This is a genomic window from Variovorax sp. 10N432 (assembly GCF_056394465.1).
Genome location: NZ_JBFTHX010000012.1, coordinates 83,318 through 108,892 on the forward strand (window position 1 = coordinate 83,318; position 25,575 = coordinate 108,892).

General features: G+C 65.9%; 22 protein-coding genes. 12 read left to right on the forward strand and 10 right to left on the reverse strand.

All coding sequences use genetic code 11. The features are described from left to right. Positions 1-36 precede the first annotated feature (36 nt). From AC1DF3_RS16185 to AC1DF3_RS16215, 7 genes are all read left to right on the forward strand, one after another. Entirely contained in the window at positions 37-1,032 is a 996-nt protein-coding gene (locus AC1DF3_RS16185; RefSeq protein WP_478140180.1) for a sialic acid TRAP transporter substrate-binding protein SiaP, read from the forward strand. Positions 1,033-1,041: 9 nt separating this feature from the next. Then, positions 1,042-1,599, forward strand: a complete 558-nt coding sequence (locus tag AC1DF3_RS16190) for a TRAP transporter small permease (RefSeq protein WP_286534101.1) — start codon at positions 1,042-1,044, stop codon at positions 1,597-1,599. 11 nt (positions 1,600-1,610) lie between these two features. Then, the gene (locus tag AC1DF3_RS16195; RefSeq protein WP_286534102.1) at positions 1,611-3,005 is read left to right on the forward strand and encodes a TRAP transporter large permease; all 1,395 of its coding nucleotides are present in this window, start codon (positions 1,611-1,613) and stop codon (positions 3,003-3,005) included. 99 nt (positions 3,006-3,104) lie between these two features. Next, positions 3,105-4,631, forward strand: a complete 1,527-nt coding sequence (locus AC1DF3_RS16200) for a UxaA family hydrolase (RefSeq protein ID WP_286522177.1) — start codon at positions 3,105-3,107, stop codon at positions 4,629-4,631. Between the two features lie 2 nt (positions 4,632-4,633). Then, positions 4,634-5,575 (forward strand): SMP-30/gluconolactonase/LRE family protein, encoded by a 942-nt coding sequence (locus AC1DF3_RS16205; RefSeq protein ID WP_478140181.1) that lies wholly within the window; start codon positions 4,634-4,636, stop codon positions 5,573-5,575. 5 nt (positions 5,576-5,580) lie between these two features. After that, entirely contained in the window at positions 5,581-6,651 is a 1,071-nt protein-coding gene (locus AC1DF3_RS16210) for a malate/lactate/ureidoglycolate dehydrogenase (RefSeq protein WP_478140182.1), read from the forward strand. An 89-nt stretch (positions 6,652-6,740) separates the two neighbouring features. Beyond that, positions 6,741-7,145: a DUF2501 domain-containing protein gene (locus AC1DF3_RS16215; RefSeq protein WP_478140183.1), complete on the forward strand. Its 405-nt coding sequence runs from the start codon at positions 6,741-6,743 to the stop codon at positions 7,143-7,145. Positions 7,146-7,161: 16 nt separating this feature from the next. Here AC1DF3_RS16215 and katG read toward each other — a convergent pair whose 3' ends face one another. Together katG and slmA are read right to left on the reverse strand one after the other, a co-directional pair. After that, positions 7,162-9,405, reverse strand: a complete 2,244-nt coding sequence (gene katG, locus AC1DF3_RS16220; protein ID WP_478140184.1) for a catalase/peroxidase HPI — start codon at positions 9,403-9,405, stop codon at positions 7,162-7,164. A 148-nt stretch (positions 9,406-9,553) separates the two neighbouring features. Next, positions 9,554-10,204 (reverse strand): nucleoid occlusion factor SlmA, encoded by a 651-nt coding sequence (slmA, locus tag AC1DF3_RS16225; protein ID WP_478140185.1) that lies wholly within the window; start codon positions 10,202-10,204, stop codon positions 9,554-9,556. A 122-nt stretch (positions 10,205-10,326) separates the two neighbouring features. Here slmA and galE point away from each other — a divergent pair, with 122 nt between their 5' ends. Then, positions 10,327-11,346: a UDP-glucose 4-epimerase GalE gene (gene galE, locus AC1DF3_RS16230; RefSeq protein ID WP_478140186.1), complete on the forward strand. Its 1,020-nt coding sequence runs from the start codon at positions 10,327-10,329 to the stop codon at positions 11,344-11,346. Positions 11,347-11,361: 15 nt separating this feature from the next. On the opposite strand, the gene argB is transcribed toward galE, so the two are convergent. Both argB and AC1DF3_RS16240 read right to left on the reverse strand, forming a co-directional pair. Then, entirely contained in the window at positions 11,362-12,255 is an 894-nt protein-coding gene (gene argB / locus AC1DF3_RS16235) for an acetylglutamate kinase (protein WP_286522163.1), read from the reverse strand. 57 nt (positions 12,256-12,312) lie between these two features. Then, complete coding sequence (locus tag AC1DF3_RS16240) at positions 12,313-13,407, reverse strand: glycosyltransferase family 4 protein (protein ID WP_286522159.1); 1,095 nt, start codon at positions 13,405-13,407, stop codon at positions 12,313-12,315. A gap of 44 nt (positions 13,408-13,451) precedes the next feature. On the opposite strand from AC1DF3_RS16240, the gene AC1DF3_RS16245 reads away from it, so the two are divergent. Next, the gene (locus AC1DF3_RS16245; RefSeq protein ID WP_478140187.1) at positions 13,452-14,219 is read left to right on the forward strand and encodes a glycosyltransferase family 2 protein; all 768 of its coding nucleotides are present in this window, start codon (positions 13,452-13,454) and stop codon (positions 14,217-14,219) included. Here AC1DF3_RS16245 and AC1DF3_RS16250 read toward each other — a convergent pair. The 3 genes from AC1DF3_RS16250 to AC1DF3_RS16260 are packed head-to-tail and all read right to left on the reverse strand — an operon-like array spanning position 14,201 to position 18,241. Continuing rightward, positions 14,201-15,253, reverse strand: coding sequence for a glycosyltransferase family 2 protein (locus AC1DF3_RS16250; RefSeq protein WP_478140188.1), 1,053 nt, complete (start codon positions 15,251-15,253; stop codon positions 14,201-14,203). The genes AC1DF3_RS16245 and AC1DF3_RS16250 overlap by 19 nt on opposite strands. A gap of 31 nt (positions 15,254-15,284) precedes the next feature. After that, positions 15,285-16,277: a glycosyltransferase family 2 protein gene (locus AC1DF3_RS16255; RefSeq protein ID WP_478140189.1), complete on the reverse strand. Its 993-nt coding sequence runs from the start codon at positions 16,275-16,277 to the stop codon at positions 15,285-15,287. Continuing rightward, positions 16,274-18,241, reverse strand: a complete 1,968-nt coding sequence (locus AC1DF3_RS16260; RefSeq protein WP_478140190.1) for a glycosyltransferase family 2 protein — start codon at positions 18,239-18,241, stop codon at positions 16,274-16,276. Before AC1DF3_RS16260 ends, AC1DF3_RS16255 begins: the two co-directional genes overlap by 4 nt. 115 nt (positions 18,242-18,356) lie before the next feature. On the opposite strand from AC1DF3_RS16260, the gene AC1DF3_RS16265 reads away from it, so the two are divergent. From AC1DF3_RS16265 to AC1DF3_RS16275, 3 genes are read left to right on the forward strand one after another with little or no spacing between them, the layout of a single operon-like run. Next, positions 18,357-19,775 carry a mannose-1-phosphate guanylyltransferase/mannose-6-phosphate isomerase gene (locus AC1DF3_RS16265; protein ID WP_478140250.1) on the forward strand — a complete coding sequence of 473 codons (1,419 nt, stop codon included), beginning with the start codon at positions 18,357-18,359 and terminating at the stop codon, positions 19,773-19,775. Further along, positions 19,772-20,575 (forward strand): ABC transporter permease, encoded by an 804-nt coding sequence (locus AC1DF3_RS16270; RefSeq protein WP_478140191.1) that lies wholly within the window; start codon positions 19,772-19,774, stop codon positions 20,573-20,575. The genes AC1DF3_RS16265 and AC1DF3_RS16270 overlap by 4 nt, the downstream gene beginning before the upstream one ends. A gap of 6 nt (positions 20,576-20,581) precedes the next feature. Continuing rightward, positions 20,582-21,283: an ABC transporter ATP-binding protein gene (locus tag AC1DF3_RS16275; protein ID WP_478140192.1), complete on the forward strand. Its 702-nt coding sequence runs from the start codon at positions 20,582-20,584 to the stop codon at positions 21,281-21,283. A 17-nt stretch (positions 21,284-21,300) separates the two neighbouring features. Here the strand turns inward: AC1DF3_RS16275 and AC1DF3_RS16280 are convergent, their stop codons facing one another. From AC1DF3_RS16280 to AC1DF3_RS16290, 3 genes are all read right to left on the reverse strand, one after another. Beyond that, positions 21,301-23,241 (reverse strand): glycosyltransferase family 4 protein, encoded by a 1,941-nt coding sequence (locus AC1DF3_RS16280; protein WP_478140193.1) that lies wholly within the window; start codon positions 23,239-23,241, stop codon positions 21,301-21,303. Between the two features lie 193 nt (positions 23,242-23,434). After that, complete coding sequence (locus AC1DF3_RS16285; protein WP_478140194.1) at positions 23,435-24,394, reverse strand: GDP-L-fucose synthase family protein; 960 nt, start codon at positions 24,392-24,394, stop codon at positions 23,435-23,437. Positions 24,395-24,429: 35 nt separating this feature from the next. Beyond that, positions 24,430-25,575 carry a glycosyltransferase gene (locus AC1DF3_RS16290; protein ID WP_478140195.1) on the reverse strand — a complete coding sequence of 382 codons (1,146 nt, stop codon included), beginning with the start codon at positions 25,573-25,575 and terminating at the stop codon, positions 24,430-24,432.

A 25,575-nucleotide genomic window follows, 5' to 3' on the forward strand; every position in this document is an offset into this window, starting at 1 on the left:
TCCGCTTTTCTTCCCAACCACAACGGAGACAAATCGATGACCAGCAAACGCTTCGCCCTCAAGACCTTCGCGGCCTGCGCCCTCGCGGCCGGCGCGCTCGGCGCCTTCGGCCTCGCGCAGGCCCAGACCAAGCTCAAGTGGGCCCATGTCTACGAGACTTCGGAGCCCTTCCACAAATACTCGCTGTGGGCCGCCGACGAGATCAAGAAGCGCACCAACGGCAAGTACGAGATCCAGGTCTTCCCGGCCTCCAGCCTGGGCAAGGAGTCGGACATCAACCAGGGCCTGACCCTGGGCACGGTCGACATCATCCTGACCGGCGCGAGCTTCGCGGGCAACACCTACAAGCCGCTCGCCGTGACCTACTTCCCGTTCATCTTCCGCGATTCCGAGCACCTGCTGAAGTACGCCCAAAGCGATGTCTTCAAGGAGCTCGCCAAGGGCTACGACGACAAGAGCGGCAACCACATCACGGCGCTCAACTACTACGGCGCGCGCCACGTCACCTCGGCCGCCGCCAAGCCGGTGACCAAGCCCGAGGACATGAAGGGCCTGAAGATCCGCGTGCCCGACGCGCCGGCCTACCTGGCCTTCCCGAAATCGCTGGGCGCCAACGCGACACCGATCGCCTTCGCCGAGGTCTACCTGGCGCTGCAGAACGGCACGGTCGATGCCCAGGAGAACCCGCTGCCGACCATCGAGGCCAAGAAGTTCTTCGAAGTGCAGAAGAACATCTCGCTGACCGGCCACATCATCGACTCGCTGCTCACCGTGGTCTCGGGCCAGACCTGGGAGAAGCTGTCGCCGGACGAGAAGAAGATCTTCACCGAGGTGATGCAGGAAGCGGCCGAGAAGACCGGCCGCGAGATCATCGCTTCGGAGATCCGTCTCACCGATGAGTTCAAGAAGAAGGGCAACAACGTGATCGTGGTCGACAAGGCCGCGTTCCGCGAGGCCGTGCTCAAGAACACCAAGCCGACCGACCAGGGATACCGCCAGCAGGACTACGACCGCATCCTGGCGATCAAGTAAGGCGCCGCCATGACCGAGCAGAAGATCATCGACGACGAGGGCCACTTCCATGCGGAAGACGAAGTGGTCGACCTTTCGGACACCATCGCCGAGGGATGGATCGCGCTGGCGCTGTTCTGGCTGCTCGGCCTCACGGTTTTCTACCAGTTCGTCACGCGCTACGTGCTGAACGATTCCGCGGCCTGGACCGAAGAGGTGGCGCGCTACATGCTGATCGGCGTGGTCTTCATCGGGGCGGCGATCGGGGTCTCGAAGAACAACCAGATCCAGGTCGACTTCTTCTACCGCCACATGCCCAAGGCGATGGGCGTGTGGATGTCCAAGGCGGTCGACCTGGTGCGCATCGCCTTCTTCGCCGGTGCGGTGATCATGACCGTGCAGATGATGTTCAAGATCGGCAGCCGCACGCGCATGACCATCGTCGACCTGCCGATGAACATCGTCTACGGCCTCTGCCTGTTCGGCTTCGCGGCGATGGCCTGGCGCTCGCTGCAGGTGGCGCGCATCCACTGGCGGCGCGGCTACAGCGTGCTCGAACGGCCTGAATCCACCTTGTCAGACCACTGAGACCGTCCAACATGCTCAAGATATTCTTCCTGGTCTTCATGGCCGGCGGCATCCCGGTGGCGATCGCGATGGCGGGCGCCTCGCTGGCCTACATCCTGATGTCGGGCGGCCTGCCGCCCTTCGTCGTGATCCACCGGATGGTGAGCGGCATCGACAGCTTCCCGCTGCTCGCCGTGCCCTTCTTCATCCTGGCCGGCAACCTCATGAACAACGCCGGCATCACGACCCGCATCTACAACTTCGCGCTGGCGCTGGTCGGCTGGCTCAAGGGCGGGCTGGGCCACGTCAACGTGCTCGGCTCGGTGATCTTCGCCGGCATGAGCGGCACCGCGATCGCCGACGCCGCCGGCCTCGGCACGATCGAGATCAAGGCCATGCAGGAGCATGGCTACGAGACCGAGTTCGCGGTCGGCGTCACGGCCGCCTCGGCCACGCTCGGGCCGATCATCCCGCCCAGCCTGCCCTTCGTGATCTACGGGATGATGGCCAACGTCTCGGTGGGCGCGCTGTTCCTCGCGGGCATCCTGCCGGGCGCCATGATGGCGATCCTGATGATGCTCACGGTGGCCTACTACGCTCACAAGAACAAGTGGGGCGGCGACGTCAAGTTCTCGCGCACACGGCTGTTCAAGGCCTTGAGCGAGCTGGCCGTGGTGGTCGGCTGGCCGCTGCTGATGTGGCTGTTGATCAGCCAGCTGGGCACGCCGCCGCAGCTGACGGTCTTCGGCGGCCTGGCGGCGCTGTTCGTGCTCGACCGGATCTTCCGCTTCGAGGCCCTGCTGCCGATCATGACGCCGGTGCTGCTGATCGGCGGCATGACCACCGGCCTCTTCACGCCCACCGAGGGCGCGATCGCCGCCTGCGTGTGGGCCATGATCCTCGGCTTCGCCTGGTACCGCACGCTGTCCTGGAAGATGTTCGTCAAGGTCTGCCTCGACACCATCGAGACCACCTCGACCGTGCTGTTCATCGTCGCCGCGGCGTCGATCTTCGGCTGGATGCTGACCGCGACCGGCGTCACGGCCGAGATCGCCAGCTGGGTGCTGGGCTTCACCGACCAGGCCTGGGTCTTCCTGCTGCTGGCCAACCTCCTGATGCTGTTCGTTGGCTGCTTCCTGGAGCCCACCGCTGCCATCACGATCCTGGTGCCGATCCTGCTGCCGATCGCGACCCACCTGGGCATCGATCCGATCCACTTCGGCCTGGTGATGGTGCTGAACCTCATGATCGGGCTGCTGCATCCGCCGATGGGGATGGTGCTGTTCGTGCTCGCGCGGGTCGCCGGCCTGAGCTTCGAGCGCACTACCATGGCGATCCTGCCGTGGCTGGTGCCGCTGCTGGTGAGCCTGGCGATCATCACCTACATGCCGTCCCTGGTACTGTGGCTGCCGAAAATGTTCTTCTGAGACCTTGCGGGATAGACCAACAAACCGCTCAGCGGTTTTTGCTCTGTCCCCAACTGACCAGACCCGGTGCCGCACAAGACAAAGCAAAGGACCCCCACGATGAACCCCTTCATTCGACTCCATCCCGCCGACGATGTCGTGATCGCGCGCGGCCAGCTGGTCGGCGGCACGCCGGTCGAGGGCGTGACGGCACGCGGCCTGATCCCGCCCGGCCACAAGATCGCGGTGCGCGCCATCGCGCAAGGCGACCCGGTGCGCCGCTACAACCAGATCATCGGCTTCGCCAGCAAGCCGATCGCGCCCGGCGAACACGTGCATACGCACAACCTCGACATGGGCCCCGACAAGGGCCACTTCGAGCGTGACTACGCCTTCGGGGCCGACGTGAAGGCGCCGCCGCCGAAGCGCGAGGCCACCTTCATGGGCATCAAGCGGGCCGACGGCCGCGTCGCCACGCGCAACTACATCGGCGTGCTGACCAGCGTCAACTGCTCGGCCACGGCGGCACGCGCCATCGCCGACCACTTCTCGCGCAAGACCAATCCGGCGGCGCTGGCCGACTACCCGAACGTGGACGGCGTGGTCGCGCTCACCCACGGCACCGGCTGCGGCATGGACACCGGCGGCATGGGCATGCAGCTGCTCGAGCGCACGCTCACGGGCTACGCGACGCACCCCAACTTCGCCGCCGTGCTGGTGGTCGGGCTGGGCTGCGAGGCCAACCAGATCAACGCCTGGCTGGCCACCGGCCACCTGAGCGAAGGCGAGAACTTCCGCGTCTTCAACATCCAGGACACCGGCGGCACGCGCAAGACGGTCGAGAAGGGCGTGGCGCTGATCAACGAGATGCTGCCGCGCGCCAATGCCGTGCGGCGCGAGCCGCTGAGCGCGGCCCACATCACGATCGGGCTGCAGTGCGGCGGCTCCGACGGCTACTCGGGCATCAGCGCCAACCCGGCGCTGGGCGCCGCGGTCGACCTGCTGGTGGCGCACGGCGGCACGGCGATCCTGTCCGAGACGCCGGAGGTCTACGGCGCCGAGCACCTGCTGACCCGCCGCGCCGTGCGGCGCGAGGTCGGCGAAAAGCTGGTCGAGCGGATCCGCTGGTGGGAGCACTACACCGCGATCAACGAGGGCGAGATGAACAACAACCCCTCGCCCGGCAACAAGGCCGGCGGGCTCACGACGATTCTCGAGAAGTCGCTCGGCGCCGTGGCCAAGGGCGGCACCAGCAACCTCGAGGCGGTGTACGAATACGCCGAACCCGTGACCGCGCACGGCTTCGTCTACATGGACACGCCGGGCTACGATCCGGTCAGCGCCACCGGCCAGGTGGCGGGCGGCGCCAACATCATCTGCTTCACCACCGGCCGCGGCTCGGCCTATGGCTGCGCGCCTTCGCCGTCGCTCAAGCTGGCGACCAATTCCGCGCTCTGGCAGCGCCAGGAAGAAGACATGGACATCAATTGCGGCGAGATCGTCGAAGGCACGGTGTCGATCCAGGAGATGGGCCAGCGCATCTTCGAGATGGTGCTGGCGACCGCCTCGGGCGAACCCTCGAAGAGCGAGCGCCATGGCTACGGGCAGAACGAGTTCGTGCCCTGGCAGGTCGGCGCGGTGATGTAGCCATGTCGCATTTCACTCAACCACCCTTCGGCACGCTGGACGGCTGCGGCATCGAGAAATTCGACGCCCGTTTCAACCGCCTCGTGCCCGGACCCGAGAAGGTCGAGCGGCTCTGGACCGGCGCCCGCTGGTGCGAGGGGCCGGCCTGGTTCGGCGCCCACCGCACACTGGTGTGGTCCGACATCCCGAACAACCGGATGATGCGCTTCGACGAGCGCAACGGCGGCGTGGCGGTGTTCCGCGAGCCGTCCAACAATTCGAACGGCAACACGGTCGACCGCCAGGGCCGGCTGGTCAGCTGCGAGCACCTGACGCGGCGCGTGACGCGCACCGAACACGACGGCAGCCTCACGGTGCTGGCCTCGCACTGGCAAGGCAAGCGCCTCAACTCGCCGAACGACGTCGTGGTGCACTCCGATGGCGGCATCTGGTTCACCGACCCGAGCTACGGCATCCTGAGCGACTACGAAGGATTGACCGCCGACAGCGAGATCGGCGCCTGCAACGTGTACCGCATCGACCCGGCCAGCGGCGCGGTCGACCTCGTCGCCGACGACTTCGTCAAGCCCAACGGGCTGGCTTTCTCGCCCGACGAATCGATGCTCTACATCGCCGACACCGGCGCCAGCCATGCGGACGACGGGCCGCGCCACATCCGCCGCTTCGCGGTCGCGAGCGATGGCCGGCGGCTGGGTGCCGGCAGCCTGTTCGCGGAATGCACGCAGGGGCTGTTCGACGGCTTCCGGCTCGACACCGAGGGCCGCATCTGGACCAGCGCCGCCGACGGCGTGCATGCCTTGCACCCCGACGGCAGCCTGATCGGCAAGATCCTGCTGCCCGAGCGCGTGGCCAATGTCTGCTTCGGCGGCCCCAAGCGCAACCGGCTCTTCATCTGCGCCACGAGTTCGCTCTACGCCATCACCCTCAACGCCAAGGGAGTTTGAATCACATGTCCCAAACACTGGAGCCGGGCCGCCTGAGAAATGAGGTCGCCCGCATCCTGGCCGCCGCCGGCAGCACGCCGGCCGAGGCCGAGCAGGTCGCCGCCAACCTGGTGCTGGCCAACCTGAGCGGCCACGATTCGCACGGCGTCGGCATGCTGCCGCGCTATGTCGACGCCATCGCCGAGGGCGGCCTGGTGCCCAATGCCGCGGCCCGGATCATCCTCGACACCGGCGCCCTGCTCTCGCTCGACGGCCAGCACGGCTTCGGCCAGATCGTCGGCGTGCAGGCGATGGAGCTCGGCATTGCGCGGGCCAAGCAGCATGGCAGCTGCATCGTGTCGCTGGCCAGCGCGCACCACCTGGGGCGCATCGGCCATTTCGCCGAGATGGCGGTGGCCCAGGGGCTGGTGGCGATGCATTTCGTCAACGTGCTGTCGCGGCCGGTGGTCGCGCCCTGGGGCGGCGGCGACGGCCGCTTCGGCACCAACCCCTGCTGCATCGGCGTGCCGCTGGCAGGGGCCGAGCCCTTCATCCTCGACTTCGCGACCAGCCGGGTGGCGCAGGGCAAGATGCGCGTGGCCTACAACAAGGGCGAGCGCGTGCCGCCGGGCCACCTGATCGACGAGCATGGCGCACCGACCGACGACCCGGGCGTGGTGGTGGTGCCGCAGAGCAACGGCTTGTTCGGCGCCCTGATGACCTTCGGCGAGCACAAGGGCTATGGCATGGCGGTGGCCTGCGAGCTGCTCGGCGGCGCACTGACCGGCAGCGGCACCTGGCACCGTCCGGCCGACACCGCGCGCACCGTGCTCAACGGCATGCTGGTGGTGCTGATCGACCCTGCCAAACTCGGCACGCAGGCGAGCTTCGAGCAGGAAGCGACGGCCTTCGTCGACTGGCTGCGCCAGAGCCCGCCGGGCGCCGGCTTCGAGGCCGTGCAGATCGCCGGCGAGCCCGAGCGCAAGGCGCGGGCGGCGCGCGAGCGCGAGGGCATCTGGCTCGACGACGCGACCTGGGGCGAGATCGTGGAGGCGGGACGCAAGGTCGGTGTCACGGTCGGTGCCACCGGCGGTTAGGGCCCACCAACTGTTTCAATGTCGTCTTCGCCCGGCCTTGGGCTTGCGCTATGGTTTCCCCAACTGTTCGCAAAGTACAAGGAGCCGACATGAACACCACCAGTCAACGCTTCATGCGCGTCAGCGCCATCGCCCTGCTGCTCGGCAGCGCCGGCTTCGCCCAGGCCCAGTCGCTGGACATGCTCAAGGGCCTGGCCGGCGGCGGTGGCGGCATGGCCTCGGGCAGCCTCGGCAACGCCGCCGGCGTGATCGAGTACTGCCTCAAGAACAACTACCTGAGCGCCGACAGCGCCACCACGGCCGTGAAGGACCAGCTGATGGGCAAGATCCCGGGCGGCAAGCCGGCGTCGGACCCCGGCTACGTGGACGGCGCGCAAGGCATCCTGACCGGCACCGACGGCAAGAAGATGGACCTGACCGGCGGCGGCCTGAAGCAGGAAGTCACGCGCAAGGCCTGTGACTTCGTGCTCAAGCAGGCCAAGCAAATGCTATAGGCCCCCCGGCGCCGGCCTAGATATCGAAGCGATCGAGGTTCATGACCTTGGTCCAGGCCGCCACGAAGTCGTCGACGAACTTCTTCTTCGCGTCCGAGCTGGCGTAGATCTCGGCGATGGCGCGCAGCTGCGCGTTCGAGCCGAAGACCAGGTCGACGCGGGACCCGGTCCACTTGAGCTCGCCCGTCTTGCGGTCGCGGCCCTGGAACGCGGCGCCGGCCGAGTCCGCGTTCCACTCCGTACCCATGTCGAGCAGGTTGACGAAGAAGTCGTTGCTCAAGGTGCCCGGCTTGTCGGTGAAGACACCATCGCGGGACTGGCCGGCATTGCCGCCCAGCACGCGCAGGCCGCCGACCAGCACCGTCATCTCGGGCGCAGTCAAGGTCAGCAGTTGTGCCTTGTCGACCAGCAGCACCTCGGCCGGCCCGGCCACCCCGGCCTTCACGTAGTTGCGGAAGCCGTCGGCGACCGGCTCCAGCGGCGCGAACGACTCGGCGTCGGTCTGCGCCTGCAGCGCATCCGTCCGCCCCGGCGTGAAGGGAACCCGCACCTCGTGGCCGCCGTCGCGCGCCGCCTGCTCCACGGCCGCGCCGCCGGCCAGGACGATCAGGTCGGCCAGCGAGATCTTCTTGCCGCCCGTCTGCGCCCCGTTGAACTCGGTGCGGATGCCCTCCAGCACCTGCAGGACCTTGGTCAGCTGCTCCGGCTGGTTGACGTCCCAGTCCTTTTGCGGCGCCAGGCGAATCCGGGCGCCATTGGCCCCGCCGCGCTTGTCGGAGCCGCGGAAGGTGGAGGCCGACGCCCAGGCGGTCGAGACCAGCTGCGCCGGGGTGAGCCCCGAAGCCAGCACCTTCTTGGCCAGCGCCGCGACGTCCTTCTCGTCGACCAGCGGATGGTTGACCGGAGGAACCGGGTCCTGCCAGATCAGCTCTTCGGCCGGCACCTCCGGCCCCAGGTAGCGGGCGCGCGGCCCCATGTCGCGATGGGTCAGCTTGAACCAGGCGCGGGCGAAGGCATCGGCGAACTGGTCGGGGTGCTCCATGAAGCGGCGCGAGATCTTCTCGTAGGCCGGATCGAAGCGCAGCGACAGGTCGGTGGTCAGCATGGTGGGGACCAGCTTCTTCGACGGGTCGTGGGCATGCGGAATGGTCGCGCCGGCGCCCTTGGCCACCCACTGTTGCGCACCGGCCGGGCTCTTGCTCAGCTCGTATTCGTAGCCGAACAGGTTCCAGAAGAAGTTGTTGCTCCACTTGGTCGGCGTGGTGGTCCAGGTGACTTCCAGGCCGCTGGTGATCGTGTCGCCGCCGCGGCCGGTGCCGAAGCTGTTCGCCCAGCCGAGGCCCTGGGCCTCGAGGCCGGCGGCCTCGGGCTCGGGTCCGACGTTGGACGCCGGGCCGGCGCCATGCGTCTTGCCGAAGGTGTGGCCGCCGGCGATCAGCGCCACGGTTTCCTCGTCGTCCATCGCCATGCGTCCGAAGGTGTCTCGGATGTCGTAGGCGGCCGCGATCGGATCGGGGTTGCCGTCCGGACCTTCGGGATTGACGTAGATCAGGCCCATCTGCACGGCACCGAGCGGATTCTCGAGCTTGCGCGAGTGCGGCACCTGGCTGTCGTCGTCCTTCACGAGCACGCCGTGCGGCTCGTCGACGCCGGGCGAGCCCTGGGCGTAGCGGATATCGCCGCCGAGCCACTTGGTCTCGCGACCCCAGTACACGTCCTGGTCAGGCTCCCACACGTCGGCACGGCCGCCGCCGAAGCCGAAGGTCTTGAAACCCATGGTTTCGAGCGCGACGTTGCCGGCGAGGATCATCAGGTCGGCCCAGGAGATCTTCTTGCCGTACTTCTGCTTGACCGGCCAGAGCAGCCGGCGCGCCTTGTCGAGGCTGACGTTGTCCGGCCAGCTGTTCAGGGGCGCGAAGCGCTGCTGGCCGCGGCCGGCGCCGCCCCGTCCGTCGCCGATGCGATAGGTGCCGGCGCTGTGCCAGGCCATGCGGATGAACAGGGGCCCGTAGTGCCCGAAATCCGCCGGCCACCAGTCCTGCGAATCGGTCATCAGGTCGGCGAGGTCCTTCTTCAGCGCCGCCAGATCGAGGGTCTTGAACTCGGCGGCGTAGTCGAAGCCCTCGCCCATCGGGTCGGACTTGGACGAATGCTGGTGGAGCAGGTCGAGCCGCAACTGCTGGGGCCACCAGTCACGGTTCGTCGTGCCGCCCGCGGCCGGGCTGAAGGGGCACTTGGCTTCGGTCTTTTCGCTGCTCATGGGGTTCTCCTACGTTCTACGATGAGGGTCGGAGGAGCATTCTGTGGCAGAACCGGCCGGCTGCGAATAGGGCCTCTCTATGCCGTGCATAGCCGGATCGGGGCATCGCGGGGCGACGTCCAGTGCGAGGCCGACGCCTCGCACGTGTTCAGTTTGGAAGCATCAACGCCACCGAGGCGTCCAGGTGCTCGGACGGCGCCCGGCGAAAGCCCGAGCGCGCGAAGCGCTGCAGCCGCCCGACCACGAAGGCCGTGAGCGCCGAGGCGCGCACCTGCGCGTCCAGGGTGGGCGTGGCAGAGCCATCGACCTGCGCCCCGTCGCGAAAGGACTGGCGCAGGGTCGCTTCGATCTTGTCGAAGAACTGGTTCATCCGGCTCTGCAGCCGCTCGTTCTCGAACACCAGCGCATCGCCCACCATGACGCGGGTCATGCCGGGGTTCTTCTCGGCGAACTGGATCAGCATCGCGATGATGCGCGCGGCCTGCTCGTGGCCCGGGGCCTCGCGCTCGATGATCTGGTTGACCAGAGTGAACACGCTCTGCTCGATGAAATCGATCAGGCCCTCGAACATCTGCGCCTTGCTGGCGAAATGGCGGTATAGCGCGGCCTCGCTGACCTCCAGCCGTGCGGCCAGCGCGGCCGTGGTGACGCGCTCGGCACCCGGCTGCTCGAGCATGGCGGCCAGGGCCTGCAGGATCTGCACGCGCCGCTCGCCCGGCTTGGGGCGCTTGCGCGTCGGTGCGGCCACCGGTTCTGAACTGCTTGTGGCGCCAGAGGCGCTCGGCTCGTCGTTCTGCATGGGCGCGTGCAAAATGTAAAAAAATGATTCTCGCACGGGAACGTTAGCGCGCGCCAACCGGGCAAGCCCTGCCTGTCGCGCAGAATCGACAAATCATTCACGCTTCCGACACAAGACAGACCATGAGCCCCACCATTCTCGTGACCGGCGGCGCCGGATTCATCGGCAGCCACACCTGCGTGGCGCTGGCCGCTGCCGGCTATGCGCCGCTGGTGCTCGACAACTTCTGCAACAGCGATGCCCGGGTCTTCGAGCGGCTGGCGCGCATCATCGGCAGCGCGCCGCGCTTCGTGGAGGGAGATGTTCGCGACCGGGCCTTGCTGGATCGGCTTTTCGCCGCACAGCCGATCGCCGGCGTGATCCACTTCGCCGGCCTCAAGTCGGTCGGCGACTCGGTGGCCGACCCGCTCGCCTACTACGACAACAACGTGCACGGCAGTTTCGTGCTGGCCGCGGCAATGCAGGCCGCCGGGGTGCGCACGCTGATCTTCTCGTCGTCGGCGACGGTCTACGGCGAGCCGGATCACTCGCCGATCCCGGAAGACGCGCCACGCCGACCGGCCAATCCGTACGGCCGCTCGAAGCTGATGGTCGAGGAGGCGCTGGGCGACCTTCAGCGTTCGGACCCGACATGGCGGATTGCGCTGCTGCGCTATTTCAATCCCGTGGGCGCGCACGAGAGCGGGTTGATCGGGGAGCACCCGCAGGGGCGGCCCAACAACCTGATGCCTTTCGTCAGCCAGGTCGCGGTGGGCCTGCGCGACAAGCTCGCGGTGCATGGCGGCGACTACCCGACGCCCGACGGCACCGGCGTGCGCGACTACGTCCACGTGATGGACCTGGCCGAGGGCCACGTGGCGGCACTGAGGCATGCCGAAAGCCAGCCAGGACTCGCCACGCTCAACCTGGGCACCGGCCGGGGCGCATCGGTGCTCGAGGTGGTGAAAGCTTTCGAGCGGGCCTGCGGCCACCCCATCCGCTACGAGATCGGCGGACGCCGCCCCGGCGACGTCCCGGCCTATTGGGGCGATCCGGCACTGGCGCAAGCCACGCTCGGCTGGACGGCCCGCCGCGGCATCGACCAGATGTGCGCCGACAGCTGGCGCTGGCAGCAAGCCAACCCGCGGGGCTACGAAAGCTAGCCTCGCCCGGCGCCCTCAGCGGGCGCGGATCATCGTGCCGTAGGCCTGGTCGGTGAGGATTTCCAGCAGCATCGCGTGCGGCACGCGGCCGTCGATGATGTGGACCGCGTTGACGCCGCTCTTGGCGGCGTCGAGCGCGCCCTCGATCTTCGGCAGCATGCCGCCGGAGATGGTGCCGTCGGCGAACAGCTCGTCGATTTCGCGGGCGCTCAGGTCGGTCAGCAGCGTGCCGTTCTTGTCGAGCACGCCGGGGGTGTTGGTCAGCATCATGAGCTTTTCGGCCTGCAGCACGGTGGCCAGCTTGCCGGCCACGACATCGGCGTTGATGTTGTAGCTCTCGTTGTTCTCGCCGAAGCCGATCGGGCTCACCACGGGGATGAAGGCGTCGTCCTGCAGCGCCTTGACCACGCTCGGGTCGATCGAGACGATGTCGCCGACCTGCCCGACGTCGTGCTCGAGGTTGGGATCGTTGCGGTCGGCCATCTTGAGCTTCTGGGCCCGGATCAGTCCGCCGTCGCGCCCCGTCAGGCCCACCGCCTTGCCGCCGGCCTGGTTGATCAGGCCCACGATGTCCTGCTGAACCTCGCCGGCGAGCACCCACTCGACCACTTCCATGGTCTCGGAGTCGGTCACGCGCATGCCCTGGATGAAGTGGCCGGTCTTGCCGAGCTTCTTGAGCGCCGCCTCGATCTGCGGGCCGCCGCCATGCACCACCACCGGGTTCATGCCGACCAGCTTGAGCAGCACCACGTCCTCGGCGAAGTCGGCCTGCAGCTCGGGGTCGGTCATGGCATTGCCGCCGTACTTGATGACGATGGTCTTGCCGTGGAACTTGCGGATGTAGGGCAGCGCCTGGGCCAGGATCTCGGCCTTGTCGCGCGGAGGGATGTTGAGGACGGGGTCAGTCATGGCGAGCGATGGAAAAGACGAATTTCCGGATTGTGGCGGAACTCGGCGACGCCGAGGTTACGGCCGCAGCCAGCGCGGCACCTTGAACCGGACGATCATCAGGTAGGCGGCGACGTAAGTGGCCACGAACAGGACGCAGAAGGCGATCAGCACCAGCGTGTTGTTCCAGAACAGCACCGCCGGCACCACGGTCAGCGCCGCGAAGATCCACAGGTACGGCGAGGTGCGGTTGTTGCGCGCCAGCAGCTGCCGGGCCTCGTCGTCGGCGAAGGCCACGCGCACGATGCGGCGGAAGATCAGCTGGTGGAAGTGCAGCGCGTCCGCCGTGCCCGGCGACTGGCCGCGCGCCACCTTGCGGTAGATCGAGAACAGCGTCTCCCAGACCGGGTAGATCAGCAGCAGCATCGGGAACCAGGGCGAGACCACGCGGTGCCGCTGCACCAGCGTGACGGCGGCGATGGCGATGACCATGCCCCAGACATAGGCGCCGCCGTCGCCGGCGAAGATCTTGCCGCGCGGGTAGTTCCAGATCAGGAAGCCGAGCGTGGCACCGACCAGGCAGATCACCATGGCGGCGAGCTGCCGGTCGCCGACCTGCAGCGCCACGTGCGAAATCGCCAGGCAGACCAGCACCGCCACCGTGCCGGCCAGGCCGTTGTAGCCGTCGATGATGTTGAAGGCATGCGGCAGGCCGCCGATGGCCAGGGCGGCGAACACGATCGCGGCATAGGGCATGGCCTGCAGCCAGCCGTCGACGGCCGGGATGCCGACCCGCGCGAGGCCCAGGTTCAGCACCCAGCACAGCAGCAGCGCCGAGCCGATGGTCAGGCTGAGCCGGTAGCGCACCGACACCTGCTGGGTCACGTCCTCGATGATGCCGCCGAGCACGGCCGGCGCGATGCACAGCAGCGTCAGCGCCGAGCTCTTGAGCGGCCAGGAGACATTGAACGGGTCCGACCCGATGCCCGCGACCAGCCAGGCGACGCCGGTGCCGATGAAGATGCCGGCCCCGCCCAGCCGCGGCACGTGCCCCTTGTGGAAGCGCTGCGGCATGTCGGCGCCGTAGCGACGTGCATGCCGGCGGGCACGGCGCATGAACAGCTGCACCGCGAAGGCGGAGAAGAGGAAGCTGATGACGATCAGGGCAATCATGGGTGGTGTTGGGGAACCCTAGAATTCCCGGACGAAATTAGACCATGCCGATGCCCCCCTCTTCCCCTGCCTCCATCACGGTGTCGATCGTGAGCCACGGCCAGCTCGACCTGGTGCGCCCCCTGATGAAGGAACTCGACCGCTTCAGCCGCGGCATGGTCGCCAAGGTGGTGCTGACGATCAACGTTCCCGAGACCGATGCGCTGGCGGGCCTGCACTGGGGCTTCGAGGTGGAGCGGATCGAGAATCCGGCCCCGATGGGCTTCGGCGCCAACCACAACCAGGCCTTCGGCCACTGCGCGACGCCGTGGTTTTTGGTGCTGAACCCGGACATCCGCTTCGATCGCGACATCCTGGCGCCGCTGGTCGCCCAGGCGCGGCCGGACAGCGGCCTGCTGACGCCGCGCATCCTCGAACCCGGCAAGGACGAGCCGGAGCAGCACCGGGCGATCATCACGCCGCACGAGATCCTGGTGCGCCGGCGGCCCGGCTACCAGCGCCCCGCGGTGCCGCACTGGATCCCGGGGCTGTTCATGCTGTTCCGCAGCGACGCCTACCGCGAGATCGGCGGCTTCGACGAGCGCTTCTTCATGTACGGGGAAGATTTCGACATCTGCGCCCGCACCCAGCTCGCCGGCTGGAAGCTTCAGGTGGCGGAAGACCTGCTGGCCCGGCACGACGCCCAACGCGCCAGCCGCACCAGCCACCGGCACCTGTACTGGCACGTGACCAGCCTGCTGAAGGTGTGGAGTTCGGCCGCGTTCTGGCGCTTCCGCGGCGCCCTGCGCAAGGCTCAGGCCTCGGTGCGGTAGAGCCGGCGGAAGCCGCGGATCAGGGGCAGCTTGGTGGCGGCGCCGATGGCGCGGACCATGCCGGGGGTGCTGTGGGAGAGCAGGAAGCGGGTCAGCCGCAGCCTGGTCTTGGCCTTGACGCCGACGTAGGGGTTGGTCAGGACCATCCGGGCGAAGTCGTCGAGGTGGGCGAACATCTCTTCGCGGTACTCGTTGTCGAGCTTGATGGCCTGGATCGCGTGATCGACGAACAGCTTGCCGAAGCGCGGCATCAGGTAGTCGCGCAGGTAGTACCGATTGCGCTTCGGTTCGTCCGGAAACAGCGCGGCGAGCTTCAGGAAGAAGCGGTAGCGGCTGCGGATCATGCGGATGCCGAACGAGGTGCTCTCGGTGTGGATGCACCAGACCGTGACCGCGCGGTCGAGGAAATGGTTGCTGTAGCCCTTGCGGAAGATCCGCAGGAACAGGTCGTCGTCCTCGAAACCCATGAACTGCGGATCGAAGCCCTGCACGGCGTCGAAGGCCGCGCGGCTGACCAGCGTCGCCGACGGCAGCACGAACATGTCGTAGCGCAGGATGTCGAAGATGCTGGTCTTGGGATGGTCCTTCGAGTGCTGCTTGACGAGTTCGGTGCGCACCACGTTGCCGTCGACATCCGCCTCGTAGAGATCCGCGTAGACGAAGCCGAAGCGCGCGTCGTCCCCGGGGATGGCGTTGGCGAGGAGCTCGATGTGGTTCGGAAGATAGAAATCGTCCTGATCCAGGAAGCAGATGTAGTCCGAATGCGAGGCCGCCACGCCCGCGTTGCGCGCCGAGCCCTGGCCGCCGTTCTCCTTGTCGATGATCCGGAACGGATAGCGCTCGGCCAGCGCTCCCAGCGCTTCCCGCTCTTCCGGGCGCGAGCCGTCGTTGACGACGAACACCTCATCGGCGGGCACCGTCTGGTTGAAGACGCTCTTGACGGCCCGCTCGATGAAGTCGGCGCCGTTGTAGAACGGGATGACGACGACGACGGTGGGCTTGGCGGCAGCGGGGGAATCGTTGTTGGCGGGCATTCAGCGTGGCTTGTGATTCAGCGGGGCGGTCTCAGACGGATTCGAACAGGTCGCGCACGACGCCGCGCGCGCCGCGGCCGAACTTCTCGTAGCGGCCGGTCATGGCTTCGCGCAGCACCGGCACGCAGCGTGCCAGGCGCGACGCCGGCAGCGCGGCCCGGAAACGCTGGTGTTCGAGCTTGTCGCGCAGCTTCTGGATGGTATCCGCAGCCACCTGGTCGCCCAGCGACTGCAGCCGTTCGAGCAGCAGTTCGGCCTTCCGCGCGCGTTCCTGGTGGGTCGTGCCACGGGACGCCAGGGCCTTGCGGACCTTGCCCATGAAGCTGTCGCGGCGGGCGCCGATCTGGTTGCTTTCGTGCTGGCGGTAGTCGATCAGTTCCTGTTCGAGCACGTCGACCCGGCCGATCGCGGCGGCGACGATGCCCAGCCACTCGTCGTGCAGCCACTCCTTGGGGAAAGGCAGGGCCTGGACCAGCAGGGAGCGCCGGAACAGGGTCGTCGCGCCGGTCACGAGGTTGCGCCGCAGGAAGACGTCGAAGGCGCGGCCGCCATGGATCCAGGCGCGCTCGAAGGGCTTGACCTCCAGCGCGTGGAACAGCGTGTTGCCGAGCGGCTCGAGCGATCCATCGACCAGGCGGGCATCGGTGTGAAGCAGCAGCAGATCCGGGCGCGCCTCGAACTCGGCCACCATCCGGGCCAGGCGCTCGGGATGCCAGACGTCGTCCTGGTCGCTGAGGGCGATCAGGTCGCCGGTGCAGGCGCTGGCGGCCTGCTCGAAATTCTTGGTGACGCGGAGGGCCTTGGCGTTGCGCATCGCCCTGAAGCGGATCGACAGGCCCGGACGCTCGCGCTGGCAGGTCTCCAGGGCGGCCTGCGCCAGTTCGACGCAGCCGTCGGTGGAGGCGTCGTCGGACAGGACGATCTCCGAGGGCGGCAAGGTCTGGAGGCAGATGCTGCGGACCTGCTCGCCGATGTAGCGGGCGCCGTTGTAGGTGCAGAGGGCGACGGAGACGGAGAGGGTCATGGGGCTGCGGCGCCGGTGATCCAGCGCACGCGAGGCGGCCAGGCCAGGCCGAAATCCTCTGCGTACACCGTGAGATTGGGGTTGTAGGCCGGATCGTCGGCGATCAGTTCGCGCCATTTCGAGCGCATGTAGTCCTGCTCCTGGTCGAAACGCTGGCGTTTCGACGGCGAGAAATCGGACCCTCGCGTCGCCGATTCGTGGTGGAACAGTTCCGCGTGGGGTGTCCAGACGTTGCGATAGCCGGCTTCGCGAAGCCGAAGGCAGAAGTCGACGTCGTTGTAGGCGATCTTCAGGTCAACTTCATTGAGCCCGCCCACCTGTTCGTACAGCGATTTGCGAACCACCAGACAGGCCGCGGTCACTGCGGAGAATGACTGCACCGACGCGCCCCGCCGCATGTAACCAGCTTCCGTCGCCGGCAGGAACTTGTTTGCGTGGCCCGCCACGCCTGTGGCGCCGCCGACACCCAGCAATACGCCGCCATGCTGGACGGTCTCGTCCGGATACAGCAATTTGGCACCCACGGCACCGACGCCAGGCTGCATCGCCAGGGACACCATTTCTTCGAGCCAACCTGGCGAAATGACTTCGATGTCGTTGTTGATCAGGCCCAGCACGGTGCCGCGCGCATGGCCTGCCGCCATGTTGTTCAGAGCCGAATAGTTAAAGGGCCGGTCGTCCCGAATGACGCGAATTCCCGATTGCCGATCGAGTTCCGCCATGTAGGCCAACGCATCCGGTTCGTCCGAGCCATTGTCGACCAACAGGATCTCGTAGTTGGGGTAGGTCGAGAGCATGACGATGCTCTCGATGCACTGTCGAAGCAGCGCCAGGCCGTTGCGCGTCGGAATGATCAGCGTGACCAAGGGCAGTTCGGCAGGAAGCGCGTATTGCACCCGCCTCACGCCATCAGCTTCCGTTACGCGCGCCGCGATGCCGCGGCGCTCCAGGTGCTGGTCCAGCGCCCGCGACTCAGCCACCATCGCTTCCCTGCGATCGGTCGATGCGGGCGCAGTTCGCGTGTGCCATAGGATGCGAGGAACCCGGTGAATCTGGCCCGGGCTCAAACGCTCGACGCACCTGAGCATCAGGTCGTAGCCGGCACCTTCGCCGAATTCTTCGCGAAACCCACCGACCTCCCTCAGCAACGCCATCGAGTAGGCGGCCGTGTGCGAGACGTAGTGCTGCGAATAGAAGAGGTCGAGATTCCAGTCCGGCTTGAAGCGGGGATCCACTCGGTTGCCACCGATATCGAGGCCGTCATCGTCGCAATAGATGATCCCCGCCCCGCTCCGGCCAACGATCTCGAGGGCGAAATGGCTCAGCGCGCAACTCGACAAGGCGTCGCCCGGATCCAGGAACAGCACCCAATCACTCTTGACCCACGCCAGTGCATCGTTGAACGCGTTGGCCTTCGAAGCCGGAACGGCGCTGGAACGCACCGTAGTGCGAACCGCCGCGCGGACGTCCCGGGCAAGAAGGCCCTCCACCTCGGCCCGTGCGCCTGCCGGGACGGCGACAACGATGTCCCAATCCGCATGGTCCTGGGCCAGGATGGCGCCGATCGACGGCGCCAGCAAGGGCACTTCATCGATACTCGCCGCAAGCACGATCGAAAGCGAAGGCCGTACGACATGGCCAGCCCTGCGGACGCAGAAGCGATCCTGCATCCCGGGGTCCGGTGAGTCATACAGACGAATCCACTCGGCGTAACTCTGGTCCCTTCTCAAGGCGGCCGGGCTCGGCGCCGGCTTCCGCCCCAGTTGCCGGCTCAGCCAGCGCAAGGGCGCCGAGAACCGCCAACTGGTCGACTGACGCATGGCCTGGAGCTGTTCCTCGAGCCCCGTGACTTCCGAGGTCAAAAGTCGAACCTGCCGGTGAAGTTTGGCCTTCTCCTCGTCGACGCTGCGCGGGCGGGGGCGGCTCGGCGGATGCGTCGTCGGCAGGGTGGGCTTTGTAAACATCGTTCGTGAACTTCGGCATGGATCGGTGACAAGCCGAGGCCCCGTGGCCCCGGTCTCCGAGGCCGGCTGGAGTCGGACCGGTAAAATTATCGCCCGTCCAGATATCAGGAAAAAAATGCGCTTGCTTTCAGTTGTGCTCTCGGGAGGCGCAGGCTCCCGCCTGTGGCCCGCTTCACGCCAGGCCTTTCCGAAGCCATTCATGAAGCTCGGGGGTTCGACGCTGCTTCAGCAAGCGATTGAACGAGGGCAGGCCTGCGGTACCGGCGACCTGCTGGTCGTCACCAACAAGGACCACCTGTTTCTCACCAAGGACGTCTTAGCGCAGATGGTCGACCCGCCCGAAGCCACGTTGCTGCTCGAGCCCAAGGGTCGCAATACCGGGCCTGCGATCGCACTGGCGGCGCTACAGTGCGCCCGACAGTTCGGCGGCGACACTGTCATGCTGGTCCTGTCGGCGGACCACTTGGTACCCGACGTCGAGGCTTTCGTTGCCAGCGCCAGCCAGGCCTTCAGGCTGGCCGAACAGGGAGCCCTGGTGGTCTTCGGCATCAGCCCGACCAGTCCGGACACCGGTTTCGGCTATATCGAGGTAGAGCATGTGTCGCGCGAAAGCCAGCGAGCCACGCGATTCGTGGAGAAGCCGGACCTGGAGACCGCACAGGAATACCTTGCGACCGGGCGCTACTATTGGAACAGCGGCATGTTCTGCTTCACCGCGGATGCCATCCTCTCGGCCTTTGAGCGCCATGCGCCCCAGTTGCTGACCGCCGCGCGCGGTGCGCTCGAATCGTCGCAGCTGGTGGGCCAGACAGTCCAGTTCGAATTGCACGCTTTCGGATTGCAGCCCGATATCAGCATCGACTATGCCGTGATGGAGCGCGCCGACAATGTTCACGTAGTGCCTGCCAAGTTCGGCTGGAGCGATGTTGGTTCGTGGCCATCGGTTGCCAAGGCCCAGACGCCCGATGCCAGCGGCAACACCATGCCGCCAGACGTCGTCGCCATCGACACCACGGGCACTCACGTGCAGGTCTCCAGCCATAGCCCGAAAGTGGTGGCCACGCTGGGCGTTCACGATCTCGTGATCGTCGACACGCCGGATGCACTGCTGGTGGCGCACAAGGACAGCGCGCAGTCGGTCAAGAGCGTCGTCGACATACTGAAGGCCCGCGAACACGAAACGGTGCATCTGCCCGCCGTGGTTCATCGGCCCTGGGGCACCTATGCCTCGCTCAAGGAAGAAGACGGCTACAAGGTCAAGCGCATCACGGTGAAGCCTGGCGAGTCGCTTTCGCTGCAATACCACCATCAGCGGGCCGAACACTGGGTGGTGGTGCGCGGCACGGCATTGGTCCAGGTCGGCGACGTCGAGCATCAAACACACCCGGGCGAATACCGCTACATCCCATTGAAGGAGAAACATCGTTTGACCAATATCGGCGAAGACGAACTTGTACTCATCGAAGTGCAATGCGGAGCCTACCTGGGTGAAGACGACATCGTGCGACTGGCCGACACTTACGGGCGCGTATGAGCCAGGCGCATTCGAACTTGCATCGCAGCGCGTGGGGCGACTGGTGGGAAGGTACGCGCCGCACTGACATCTGGTGGACTCTCGCTTGGTTCGACATCGTCCTGCGCTACCGGCGCTCGATGTTGGGCCCCCTTTGGCTGACGCTCAGCATGGGCGCGATGATCGGCGGCATGGGGCCGCTCTACAGTTCGCTGTTCGGCACCGAATTGTCAACGTTCTTTCCGCATCTGGCGCTCGGCATCATCTTCTGGAGCTTTTTCTCCAGCATGGTGACCGACTCCTGCAACGCCTTCATCGGATCGTCGAACTATCTCAAGCAGGGCTACTTTCCGATCAGTCTCTTCGTCTGGCGAAGCATGGCGCGCAACCTGATCCAGTTCGCTCACCAGATCGTGCTGTACATCCCCGTGGCGCTCTGGGCCGGCATTTCGCTATCCTGGTCTTCACTGCTGTTCGTCCCAGCATTCTTGCTCGTTCTGATCAACGCTCAGGCGGTGGGCATCGCACTCGGCCTGGTGTGCACGCGATTTCGTGACGTGACACAGATCGTCACGAGCGTGATGCAGATGCTCATGTTCCTGACGCCCGTCTTCTGGCTGCCATCGAGCCTGCCCGGTCGCGCCAAGTACATCCTTTGGAATCCGTTCGCGCAGATGCTTGACCTTCTGCGCACGCCGTTGATGGGCGGCGTTGCCGAGACGCACAACTGGTGGGGCATCCTGGGGTGGACCGCCGCCACCGTGACCGCCTCGGGCTTGCTTTTCGCAAAGTACCGCCGCCGCGTCGTTTACTGGCTGTAGAAAAACATGGCTCTCATTTCTCTCAAAGACGTCTCCGTCAACTTTCCCATCTACGGCGCCGGCGCAGCCTCGTTCAAGAAGACGCTCGCCGCTTCCGTCACCGGGGGCCGTTTCGGCAAGGAGACCGGCGTCAACGTGGTCCAGGCCCTGAGCGGGATCAACCTCGAACTCAAGAGCGGCGACCGGCTGGGCCTGATCGGACACAACGGAGCGGGCAAGTCGACCCTGCTGCGCACGCTTGCGGGCGTCTACGAGCCATCATCGGGCGAGTTCGTCAGGCAAGGCAGCATCTCGAGCCTGATCGACCCCTCGCTGGGCATCGAGGCGGACGCCACCGGCATCGAGAACATCATGCTGCGAGGCCTCGTGATGGGGATGAGCAAGAAGAAGATCGACGCCCTGACCCCCGAGATCTGCGAGTTCAGCGGGCTCGGCGAGTACGTCAACATGCCCGTGCGGACGTATTCGACCGGCATGATGATGCGGCTGGCGTTCTCCATCTCGACCAGCGTCGAGGCAGACATCCTGTTGATGGACGAATGGCTGTCAGTGGGCGACGCCGAGTTCACCGAAAAGGCCGAGAAGCGGATGAAGGACGTGGTCTCCAAGTCAGGCATCCTGGTACTGGCGTCTCACTCGCCCGAATTGATCGCCAAGGAGTGCAACCGGGTCATCCACCTGGAGCACGGGCGCATCGTCGAGCGCTGAGCGCCTGCCGCGCCGGTTCAGGGCGAACCGCGCCGCAGCACCTTGATCTCGTCGAGTCGAGCAGCGATGCGCCGGCCGGCCGCTTGAAGCGACAGGTTGGTCTCAGCGCTCGCCTTGCCGCGCGCGCCCACCTCGCGCGCCCAGTCCTGCTCTTCATAGACGCGACGCATCAACTGCGCTGCGTGCTCCTCCGATGGTTGCGCCCATTCCAGATCCGGATCGTACGGCGGGATCGGCTTGCCGAGCTTCACGAGTTCATGACGCACCAGCAAGCTGTTGCTCTCATCCATGAAGTCCACGTTGCCTGAAAAATTGGTGGCGATCACCGGCTTGCCCATCAGCATCGCCTCGGCCATCGTCAGGCCCAGGCCCTCGCTGCGATGCAGCGACACGTAGGCATCGCACGCGTCCATCAGCGACAGCACCTCGTCAGGGCTGTACACCTGATCGATCACCTTGATGTTCGCCCCCGCAGCCGCATCGCGCAACTCCTGGATCTGCGCCGGGTGGCGGTCGCCGAACGAGGTCTTCAGCACCAGCCGCACCCCCTCCTCCTCTCCGAACGCCAGCTTGAACGCCCGGATCAAACCCAGCGGGTTCTTGCGCTCCATCACGCTCATCATGTGAAACGTGAACAGGAAGGTGTACGGCCCCTCGCTCAGCCCGAAATAACTCTTCGGGCGCCGTTCGTACGGCGCCAGCTTGACCCCAGGGAACAAGGTTCGCACCGGCACCGACAGCTTCTCGCGTAAGCCCTTCGCCACGAACTCCGTCGCCGCCCATACCTCGTCCACGTTCCGCGCATGCGCAACCCATGCGTCCGGGATCGAATCGAACTCCCAGTACCAGTAGCCCACGCGGTATGTCCGCGGATGGCGCTCGTACAGATTCGCGCGCCGATATGCTTCATCGAAGAAGGGTTCAGGTTGCGTGTGGATGACGGTCACGTCATGGCTTTCCATGCCGCGGAAATCCACGTGATGGGGGTCGTCCTTGGCATCGGTGCGCACGTCGCGCAGGGAAGTCGACACGCCCGCCAGGCGTACCGCCTCGACCATCGATTCGACCGACACCCTGAGGCCTGACGGATAGCAGAAGTGGCCGATGACATTGATGCCGAGACCGATGAGTTCGTCCCCAATCGCCTGGGGGTCGAGTCGCCCGCACCAATTCCGGACTGACTCGGACAGACCGGCTTCCGGTGACGCCAACCAGACCAGCAATGAGCGTGCACTTTGCCGGTCTACGAGCGCATTTGGCTGGGCTGCTCGCCATGCGTCTCGAGCCCAATAGGTCGTTCGAATCTGCGATGCCGGCTCATGCCACTGCGGCCATCCGGACGGATCAATCCACCCGTCGGAAGCGCCGTACTCGGCAGCAAACCAGGACGCAAACGCATCGCGTCCGAATACCGTCATCCCGTCAGGGTGCTGTCGCTGCCACGCCGGCGTGAAAGAGTAGGCCAGCATGAGTTCCTGCTCTGGGTTTTGCGCGGCTTCCAAGAACAGCCACCAGACCTCCTCCGGACGCAGCCCCGCTTCGCTCGCCCCGCATCGCATGAACCAACGGAAAAGGCCACTCATCCCAGCGGGCGTCAGGCCATGCGGCAGCACCGATCCGAGGACTTCGTTCGCGAGAAACGTCTGTCTTGCCCGATCGGGCAGGCCACCCTCCAATGCGTCAAGAAGGTGCGACAGGGCGGCTTCGCTCAAACCCAATTCCGCGGCGCCCGCTTGCTGAAGCCAGCCGCCGAGTTCACCCCCACGTCCTCCGGCAAGGCCGGCAAAGAACCGCGCCCGAAGGTCACTGCGCCCGCGCCAAAGGTCGATACAGAAGCGCGCGGCCGACCAACGGTCCACCACCGCCTCGGGCGCGACAGGCGGCCACAGGAACTGGCTCGCAGGCATGTCGACCACCCGGATCACCTCCGCGTCGGAGAACAGGTCGAGCGTCTCCATGGGAGGCACGTCCGCGCCGCGCTGTCGCAATGCAAGTCGAGCCTGCTCCCACGCGACGAAGCGAGCCAACTCTGCAGCTCGAGCCTTAGTAGCAGCGCGCGCTCGCAAGAAGTTCACGCGTTGCCTCATCCGCCAAGGTGTGACAAGCCACCAGGCACCCTTCGCGATTCGCCTTACGTATCGTCGGATCAGGCTATGAGGCATGACGCTTGAGAAAGTCCTCGTAGGCGTGCCGGAGCCCGACATCGAGTTGGGTCTTCGCCGTCCATCCTATCGCCGCGAGGCGCCCCACGTCCAACAGCTTGCGCGGCGTTCCATCCGGCTTTGTAGCGTCGAACTTGAGTTCACCCTGGTAGCCCACGGTCGCCTTGACAAGTTCGGCCACGTCCCGAATCGTCACATCCTCGCCGACGCCGACATTGATCAAGGGCGCAACGTCCGGATGAGTCAGCGCGGCGAAACACTCATCGGGCAATGCAAGAAGGAAAAGGATCGCGTCCCCGAGGTCGGACGAGTACATGAACTCCCGGCGCGGTCTGCCGGAGCCCCAGACAACTACCGACGACGCCGCCGTGACCTTCGCCTCGTGGAAGCGCCTGATCAGGGCCGGCAGCACATGCGAATGCTCGAGGTGGTAGTTGTCGCCCGGCCCGTACATGTTGGTCGGCATCATCGCGAGATAGCGCGTGCCGTACTGCCGATTGGACGCCCAGCAGGACTCGACGCCGGCGATCTTCGCCAACGCATAGGGACGATTGGTCGCCTCCAGCGGGCCGGTCAGTAGGTACTCCTCCTTGATGGGTTGGGGGCAGTCCCGCGGGTAGATGCAGGAAGATCCGAGAAAGATCATGCGATCGATCCTAGCCTCGCGCGCGGCATCGAACACATTCAATTGGATGCGCAGGTTGTCGTGAAGGAATTCGACGGGCAGCTTGGAATTGGCCAGGATGCCTCCGACTTTCGCGGCACACATGACGACATGGTCCGGCCGGTGTTCCATGAAGAACGCGCGTGTGGCGGCGCGGTCTTGAAGATCGAGTTCGCCATGAGTCCGCGTCACGATCTCATAGTCCGGGTGGTTCTTCAACGCCAGCATCGTTGCCGAGCCGACCAAACCGCGATGACCAGCGACGAATACCTTCAATTTTTCCATCGGAGTTCTCACTGAAAAGTTGTGCAGCACCAAGTTCAGCGTCCCAAGAGTTGCCGGGCTAGCCTGAGCATCGGATGCCAGATGAACCGGGTCGACCGGAATATCGCGTGGCGCTGCGCAAAACCGCGCAACCCGGAAGACGCCGATGCTCGCGGCGGCGCCCCTGATGCCCGAGCAGTCGACGCGCCGACTTCCGCCTCACCCAACGCGTGCTGGTACTTTCCGGCATACAGCGCCTCGCTGGGCGTCAGGATAAAGCGGACCAGATCTGCCTCAGCGTTCTCCCACGCGGCTCGGCCCGCCACGACGCCGTCCCTGGCCTGTGCCCCTAGCTTTTCCGCAGTCGAAAAATCCAGCGGCTGCGGATCGCGGGCTTCGTAGAGTAAGCCGTTAAGGCCTGGAATGATGTATTCGTTCATCGTGCCATGGTTGGGCGCCACGACGCACTGGCCTCGACCCATCGCCTCCAAAAAAGACTGCCCGATGCCCTCCTCCAGCCGGGGCGCGAAGAAGACGTTCGCACGCTCCATCAAAGCATCGAGATCGGCCTTGTCCTCGAACCAGGTCGAGGTCGTGATGTGATGCTTGGCGATGTCCTCGGCCAAGGGATCTTCAGGCGCAGGCGTGCCCGGATCCACGGCCAAGTGGATGTGGAAGCTGTCAAAAGCGGTGTTGCCAATCAATCGACGGATGACCCGCCACGGCAACTCCGGCTCTCGACGCAACCAGAAGAAGCCATGAAGGCCTTGGCGCGCAGGTGCAGGCCGTGCAATAACCGGCTGGTAGTAGCGCACGAAGTGGCTCACGATGCCGAACCCGCTCGTCATGCAGTGGACGGCGTTCGAGAAGTTCAGGACCTTCGAGCCCTGGAACGGCTCCCAGAACGCGGACAGGTTATAGATCGGCCCCTGCCACAGCCCGAACTGATCCAACATGGGGACGTATACGACGTTCGGGTGCGACTGCCGAAATTGCGGACGATCCGGCGCACAGTACGACTGGAACATGATCACGACGTCGTGCAATCGTACATCCGCCCACGCTACCGGCGGGCCACCTTGCCACGCATCGTCCCAGAACAGATCGACGCTATGGCCGTGCCGGCGCAGGATCTCCGGCAGAAATGCTGTCGATCGGGTGGTGCGATGGAACGAATGATCGAGGTAAGCGATGCGGGCCAC